Below are 7319 nucleotides of genomic sequence, written 5' to 3'. Positions count from 1 at the left end.
TCTCGGCCACGAGGTGGGCACCTCGCTGCTCGAGGCCGACCACATCGAGTCGTGCAAGGAGATCCTCGCCAGGGCCGCCGAGCGCGCCGCGGGCGGCCCGTCGCTGCACGTGGTCGGGGTCCGGCTCACGGAGCTGCTGGGCAAGCAGGTCGAGTTCGCCGCCGATCTCGCCGGCCCGTCGGCGGCCGCGACCGTGGGCGCGCTGACGGACGGTGGCGTGGCGCTGCTCGAGAACGTCAGGTTCGAGCCCGCGGAGACTTCGAAGGATGATTCCGAACGGGCCCGTCTCGCTGCCCGGCTCGCCGAACTGGGCGATGTGTACGTGGGCGACGGGTTCGGCGTGGTGCACCGCAAGCAGGCGTCGGTCTACGACCTGCCCGCGCTGCTGCCGCACGCGGCGGGCGACCTCATCCTCGCCGAGGTGGCCGTGCTGAAGCGGCTGACCGAGAAGCCGGCCCGGCCGTACGTCGTGATCCTCGGCGGCTCCAAGCCGTCGGACAAGCTCGGCGTGATCGGGAACCTGCTCGGCGTGGCCGACCGACTGCTGATCGGCGGGGGGATGAGTTACACGTTCCTCGCCGCGCTCGGGTACGAGGTCGGGAACTCGCTGCTTGAGGCCGACCAGATCGAGACGGTCCGGTCCGTGATGGCGGAGGCGGAGCGCCGCGGGGTCGAGATCGTGCTGCCGACCGATCTTGTGGTGGCGACGCACTTCGCCCCCGACGCGGACTCGGTCGTCGTGCCCGCCGACGCGATCCCGGCGGACCGGGAGGGCGTGGACATCGGACCGGACACGCGGGCGCTGTTCGCGGCCAAGCTGATCGACGCGAGGACCGTGTTCTGGAACGGGCCGCTGGGGGTCTTCGAGTTCCCGGCGTTCGCGGCGGGCACCCGCGCCATCGCCGAGGAGCTGACCAAGGTCGACGGGCTCACCGTGATCGGCGGCGGCGACTCGGCGGCGGCGGTGCGGTCGTTCGGGCTGGCTGACTCGGCGTTCGGGCACATCTCGACCGGCGGCGGAGCGTCGCTGGAGTACCTTGAGGGCAAAACCCTCCCCGGGCTGACGGCCCTGGAAACGGACTAACGTGGCTGATAACAGCAAGTTGCCGCTCATCGTCGGCAACTGGAAGATGAACTGCAACCACCTCGAGGCGATCGCGCTCGTCCAGAAGCTGGCGTTCACGCTGCGGCCGAACGACTACCAGCACGTCGAGGTCGTGGTGCTGCCGCCGTTTACCGCGCTGCGTTCCGTGCAGACGCTGGTCGACGGCGACAAGATGAAGATCCGTTTCGGCGCGCAGGACCTGTCCCCGTTCGATCGCGGTGCCTACACCGGGGACGTATCCGGGCCGATGCTCGCCAAGCTCGGCTGCTCCTACGTGCTGTGCGGGCACTCCGAACGCCGCCAGTACCACCACGAGGACGACGCGCTGGTCAACGCCAAGGTACGCGCCGCACTCGCGGTTTCTGTCACGCCGCTCCTGTGCGTGGGGGAGCCGCAGGAGGTGCGACACGCCGGCGAGCAGGTGCCGCACGTGATGGCGCAGCTGGGCGGGTCCCTGGCGAAAGTGCCGGCCGAGGCGGTCGGCGCGATGGTGATCGCCTACGAGCCGATCTGGGCCATCGGCACTGGTGAGGTCGCCTCGCCCGGTGACGCGCAGGAGATGTCCGCCGCGATCAGGGAGTGGGTTTCGGCCACCCATGGGCCCGAAACGGCCGCCGGAGTGCGTATCCTGTATGGCGGATCAGTGAAGGACGACAACATCGCGCCTATTATGGGGCAACAGGACGTAGACGGAGCCCTCGTCGGCGGCGCCAGCCTGGATGCCGCCCAGTTCGCTTCGATCTGCCGGTACCGCGAGCTGACCCCGCGCCAGTGAGCGGCGGCCGGTGAGACGCACAGGCGCTGACAACAAGTCGTGACAGTCATTTTGGCAAGGAGATAGACCGCCGTGGAGATCGCACTTTCGATCATCCTGATCCTCGTGAGCCTCGTGATGATCTTGCTGGTTCTCCTGCACAAGGGCAAGGGCGGCGGCTTGTCCGACCTGTTCGGCGGCGGTGTGTCCTCGACGCTCGGCTCGTCGTCGGTGGTCGAGCGGAACCTGGACCGGATCACCATTTTCTTCGGTGTGCTGTGGTTCATCGTCATTGTTGTCCTAGGCTGGCTCCTCAGCCACTGAGTCCCGCGTGTATCTCCGGCCGGGTCCGGAGTATCTGGTAGATGACATTCGACGTGGTTCGATGAATCCCGTGACAAGGGGTGATCTGTGAGCAGTGGCAACGCGATACGCGGAAGCAGGGTAGGCGCCGGCCCGATGGGCGAGGCCGAGCGCGGTGAGGCCGCGCCTCGGGTGTGGGTGTCGTTCTGGTGCTCAAACGCACACGAGACCCGGCCGAGCTTCGCGACCGACGCTGCCATCCCCGAGCAGTGGGAGTGCCCTCGGTGCGGCTTCCCTGCTGGCCAGGACGAGGCCAACCCGCCGGCCCCGCCGCGCGTCGAGCCGTACAAGACGCACCTGGCCTACGTGAAGGAGCGCCGCACCGACGCCGACGGCGAAGCCATTCTTGCCGAGGCCCTGAAGCGCCTCCGCAGCAGCGTCTAACTTCGCCGGCCGCCGCTCTTCCCGCGCAGAGCCGGTGACTACCGGCCAACTATCCTGACACGGTGCACAAGACTCGCGGGCAGCGTGATCCGGCGCTGGCCTTTCCGCTCGCGAATACCCGAGATGACGCGGACGAGCGACGGCAGGCTAACCGTGCCATCGCCATCAGCGCGGCCGGTCTGGCCATCACCGGGCTGGTCGAGCTGCTGCTTGCCGTCCTGACAGGCTCAGTCGGGCTGCTCGGCGATGCGATCCACAACCTGTCCGATGTCTCGACCAGCGCCGTGGTGTTTCTCGGGTTCCGCCTGTCACGGCGCCCGCCTACCGAGAAGTACCCCTACGGACTCGAACGCGCCGAGGACCTCGCCGGAGTGGGCATTGCCCTGGTCATCTGGGCAAGTGCGGCCTTCGCCGGGTTTGAGAGCGTCCGCAAGCTGATCGACCACGGCCACACATCCTTTGTCGGCGCGGGAATCGCGGGCGCGATTCTGGGCATCATCGGCAACCAGGCAGTGGCCAGGTACAAGATGACGGTCGGCAGGCGCATCAACTCCGCCACGCTCATCGCGGATGCCCGGCATTCCCGGCTGGACGCGCTGTCCTCGGCCGGGGCGCTGGCCGGGCTGGTCGCGGTCGCCTGCGGTCAGTCCTGGGGCGACCCGGTGGCCGGTCTCGCCGTGACGCTGTTCATCTGCCACGTCGGCTACGAGGTCACCGCCGACGTCATGCACCGCCTCGCGGACGGCATAGACCCAGGCGTCATCGTCGCGGCTGAAGCTGCCGCGGGCTCGGTGCCCGGAGTCGTCCACGCTCATGCCCGCGCCCGCTGGACCGGCCGGACACTGCGCGTCGAAATCGAGGGCTGGATCGACCCCGATACAACCGCTCGCGCCGCCGACGACCTCGGCCGCCTGGTCGCCGATGAGATCTCCCGCCAGCTGCCTGAAGCGGGCGCCTTCACCTGGACCACGCGAGCAGTCCCCGTGTGAACGCCAGCATCGTGGCGGAGGCGGCCGGATTGTTCGCGGTCACCAACGTCGACGACATCGTGATCCTGTCGCTCTTCTTCGGCCGCAGTGCCGGACAGCACGGTGCGGGGTACCACGGGGCGGGGCAGCACGGGGCGGGGCAGCACGGGGCAGGCAGGCGGATCGTCGCCGGGCAGTACCTCGGCTTCACCGCGCTCCTGGTCATCGCCGTGGCCGCCGCCTACGGCGCTACCTTCCTGCCCGTGTCCGCCATCGCCTACCTGGGCTTGCTGCCGCTGGGCCTGGGCCTTCGAGCCGCCTGGCAGGCATGGAAAGACCACAGCAACGGCGACCGGGGCGAGGAGCGGCGGGACGAGCGCAGCGATGTGACGGCCCTGCAGGTCGCCTCAGTCACCTTCGCTAACGGCAGTGACAACATCGGCGCGTACGTGCCGGTCTTCGCCAGAACCGGGACCGCCGGGATCGCCGTCTACGTCGCGGTCTTCCTGATCCTGGTCGGCGTCTGGTGCGCCGCGGGCCGGTTCTTTGCCACTCGCCCCGCCGTCGCCACGGTGATCGGGCGCTGGGGACACATCCTGCACCCGCTGGTGCTGATTACCCTCGGCCTGTTCATCCTCATTCAAGGCGGTGCATTCGGCTGACCGGGCTTCCGTCCCGGACGTGTAACGTCCGGGATCCTCGGTACGGTGACGTCATGAGCAACAGTGACACTCCGTGGGAGCCGCCCATCGCCGGCACTGAGGCCGAGCAACTGCTCGGTGCTCTCGAGCGGCAGCGCGCGACATTCCGGTGGAAGACCGACGACCTCGACGAGGCCCAGCTCAACAAGCGGATCGGCGCGTCCGACCTGACCCTCGCCAGCCTGCTCAAGCACCTGGCCTGGGTGGAGGCATCCGGCTTCAACAAGAGGCTGACCGGCGACCCGTACGGTCCGCCGTGGGACGACGTGGACTTCCGGGCCGACCCGGACTGGGAGTTCAGGACCGCCGCCGACGACAGCCCCGAGACGCTGTACGCGCTGTGGGACGACGCCGTCGGGCGGTCCCGCGAACGGCTCGCCGCGTTCCTCGCCGCCAACGGTGACCTCGGCCAGCCTGTCCACCTCAGCTGGCCCGACGGCGCGCACGCCAGCCTGCGCCGGCTGCTGTTCGACCTGCTCGAGGAGTACGCCAGGCACACCGGCCACGCCGACCTGCTCCGCGAGGCCATCGACGGCCGGACGGGCGAGGACCCGCCGCCCGGCTGGCGGCCGGTCTCCGGCCAGTTCCAGTTCGCCGCGGGCTAGATCCAGTCCCTGCGGCGGAAGACGCCGTAGAGGACCAGCGCGGCGACCACCATGACGGACAGGGCCGTGATCCAGCCGGTGTGGGCGCTGAACCCGGGGTAGGGCACGTTCATCCCGTAGAAACCCGTGATGAACGTCGGCACCGCGATGATCGCCGCCCAGCCGGTGACCTTCTTGGTGATGATGTTCATTCGGTTGCCCTGGATGGTCAGGTTCGTCTCCAGGATCGTGGTCACCAGGTCCCGCAGCGAGTCCGTCCACTCGGCGGCGCGCAGCACGTGGTCGTACACGTCCTGGTAGTAGGGCATCAGGTCGTCGCTCACGATGTGCAGGTCGCGGCGCATCAGCGTGTTCACGACCTCGCGCATCGGGAGCACGACCCGGCGCAGCAGGACCAGCGACTTGCGCAGCTCGAAACTGCGCCGCTGCACCGGCTTCGCCGGCGGCGTGTCGGCGAACAGGTCGTCCTCGAGTTCCTCGACCGCGTCGTCCAGTGACTGGACCGCCTCGAAGTGGCCGTCCACGATGTAGTCGAGCAGCCCGTACAGCAGGTACCCGACACCGAGCGCGGACAGGTCGGGGCTGGCGTCCCACCGGTCGACGACCTTACCGATGTCGATCCCGTCGTCCTTGCGCACGGTGATCAGCGCCTGCCGGAGCACGAACGCGGAGAGCTCGCTGGTGGCCAGCTCGCCGGTGTCGGCGTCGAGCCGCGCGCCGTAGGCGGTCAGGAACAAGTGGGTGCGGTACCGGTCGATCTTCGGTCGCTCCCAGTCGTACAGCGCGTCCTCTACGGCGACAGGGTGCAGGCCGAACTCGTCGGCCAGCACCGCGAGGTCGTCTGGATCGGGATCGCGCAGGTCCAGCCAGATGGTCGTCCGCTCATCGGTCAGGTGGTCGCTGATCTCGCTGACCGGGAATCCCTCGGCCACGAGCGTCCCGTCCCGGTACAGCCGCGTCCGGGCCTGGCACTTGGTCGGCGTGACCGAGCAGATCGCGGTCGCGGCGACGGTGTCCGGGTCGCTGCCGTGAAAGGTGCTGTCAAGCGGGGTCCGGCTGCCGAGCTGGCCGCCGAGCGCACCGGACTGCTGTGTAACCATGAGGTCCTCTCGATTCCGACATGCCGGATCTCAAGGATCTCACCGCCGCTACCCCTCGCGGAGCGAGAGTGCCTCCCGCACGATCGGGTCCTCGTCGGTGCCGAGCACGCGCCAGTCCTCGCCGTCGGCGAGAATCTTCTCCGCGCCGCGGATGGCGCGGAAATCGCCGGCGCCGGCCAGCACCGGCGGCTCCTCACCGCGCGCCAGCCCCTTGGCGGCCCGCAGCAGCAGCCGGTGCATCCTGATCAGCGCGATGTCGGTGGACCCCAGGTGCTCGCGGGTCCTGTCGTAGACCGGGCCCGCGGTCTCGGTGGCCATCGCGTCCTGCGACCTGAAGTCGGCGATCCCGCTGTAGGAGGTGCCCTTCTGCGCGATCCGGTCGATCAGGTAGTCGTTTTCCCTGGTGTACTTGCGGTCCACGACGCCGCCGGGCGGCATCATCTCGAACGGGTACTTCTCGTAGGTGAAGAACGGCGGCCCGCCGAGCCCGTGCGGGTTCGCCACCGGCTGGACGGAGTAGTTGTACCGGTGGGTGGTGACGTCGTCCGCCGGCACGACGAAGATCTGCCGCGTCGAGAACGGGATCTGCGAGATGATCGAGATCGCCGGGAAGATCCAGGCGGTGATCCGCGCGTGCCGGTGCCCGTTGGGCGTCGTCCTGATCCCCGCGTAGCGGAACCCGTGCCAGGTGTCGTCCACCTCGATCTCCGCGCGCGGATCGTGCCGCCAGAATTTCATCGACATGTACCCCGACGGATACCCGGGCTTGTCCGTCCCGTCGTCGGGCACGTCGTCGATCGCGTCGAACTGGTGCAGGTTGGAGATGTGCGCGGTGTCCAGGTCGCCGTCCATGGACTGCACCCAATTGCAGTAGATGATCTCCTTGTTCGCGCTGACCAGCGACGCCGGCAGCGACTCGGTGCCGAAGTCGCGGAACGGCGACATCGAATCCGTCGGCCCCATATATGTCCACACGATCCCGCCCGACTCGCGGACCGGATACGACGTAATGCGAATCCGCTGGGAGAACGGGTGCAGCTCGGAGCGCTGGTCCACGCACTGCCCGGTGACGTCGAACTTCCAGCCGTGGTACGTGCAGCGCAGCCCGCACTCCTCGTTGCGGCCGTAGAACAGCGACGCGCCGCGGTGCGGGCACTGCTCCTCGATCAGTCCGACCCGCCCGTCGGTGTCCCGGAACGCGACCAGGTCCTCGCCGAGCAGTCGCACCCGGGCCGGGGGGCCGTCCGGCTCGGCAATTTCCGCCGACAGGCACGCCGGAATCCAGTACCGGCGCAGCAGATTCCCCATCTGCGTGCCCGGGCCGACGCGGGTCAGGATC

The 7319-nt window shown here is 68.8% G+C and carries 9 protein-coding genes; 7 read left to right on the top strand and 2 right to left on the bottom strand.

Going from position 1 to position 7319, the window contains the following annotated elements:
• The 7 genes from WA805_RS16010 to WA805_RS15980 form a co-directional block, all read left to right on the top strand.
• Window positions 1-1084 (top strand): phosphoglycerate kinase (locus tag WA805_RS16010; RefSeq protein ID WP_425242732.1); only part of this gene is annotated, 1084 nt, incomplete at its 5' end.
• A gap of 1 nt (window position 1085) precedes the next feature.
• On the top strand, window positions 1086-1880 hold the full coding sequence (gene tpiA / locus WA805_RS16005; protein WP_425242731.1) for a triose-phosphate isomerase: 795 nt from the start codon (window positions 1086-1088) through the stop codon (window positions 1878-1880).
• Between the two features lie 72 nt (window positions 1881-1952).
• Window positions 1953-2183 (top strand): preprotein translocase subunit SecG, encoded by a 231-nt coding sequence (gene secG / locus WA805_RS16000; protein WP_422277466.1) that lies wholly within the window; start codon window positions 1953-1955, stop codon window positions 2181-2183.
• Between the two features lie 87 nt (window positions 2184-2270).
• The gene (locus WA805_RS15995) at window positions 2271-2606 is read left to right on the top strand and encodes an RNA polymerase-binding protein RbpA (protein WP_422277468.1); all 336 of its coding nucleotides are present in this window, start codon (window positions 2271-2273) and stop codon (window positions 2604-2606) included.
• Between the two features lie 62 nt (window positions 2607-2668).
• A complete protein-coding gene (locus WA805_RS15990) occupies window positions 2669-3595 on the top strand; it encodes a cation diffusion facilitator family transporter (RefSeq protein ID WP_425242730.1) in 927 nt (308 codons plus the stop codon).
• A complete protein-coding gene (locus WA805_RS15985; protein WP_425242729.1) occupies window positions 3592-4236 on the top strand; it encodes a cadmium resistance transporter in 645 nt (214 codons plus the stop codon). The genes WA805_RS15990 and WA805_RS15985 overlap by 4 nt, the downstream gene beginning before the upstream one ends.
• A 53-nt stretch (window positions 4237-4289) precedes the next feature.
• Complete coding sequence (locus tag WA805_RS15980) at window positions 4290-4880, top strand: DinB family protein (protein ID WP_422277474.1); 591 nt, start codon at window positions 4290-4292, stop codon at window positions 4878-4880.
• Here WA805_RS15980 and WA805_RS15975 read toward each other — a convergent pair.
• Both WA805_RS15975 and WA805_RS15970 read right to left on the bottom strand, forming a co-directional pair.
• The gene (locus WA805_RS15975; RefSeq protein WP_422340804.1) at window positions 4877-5980 is read right to left on the bottom strand and encodes a magnesium transporter CorA family protein; all 1104 of its coding nucleotides are present in this window, start codon (window positions 5978-5980) and stop codon (window positions 4877-4879) included. The two genes, WA805_RS15980 and WA805_RS15975, sit on opposite strands and share 4 nt — an antisense overlap.
• Before the next feature lie 48 nt (window positions 5981-6028).
• The coding region (locus WA805_RS15970; protein WP_425242728.1) for a Rieske 2Fe-2S domain-containing protein at window positions 6029-7319 on the bottom strand (1291 nt) is incomplete at its 5' end.

The sequence above is a fragment of the Trebonia sp. genome, assembly GCF_049794275.1.
Lineage (GTDB): Bacteria > Actinomycetota > Actinomycetes > Streptosporangiales > Streptosporangiaceae > Trebonia.
The sequence above is the reverse complement of the archived record's forward strand: the minus strand, read 5'-3'. Positions and strand labels throughout refer to the sequence as shown.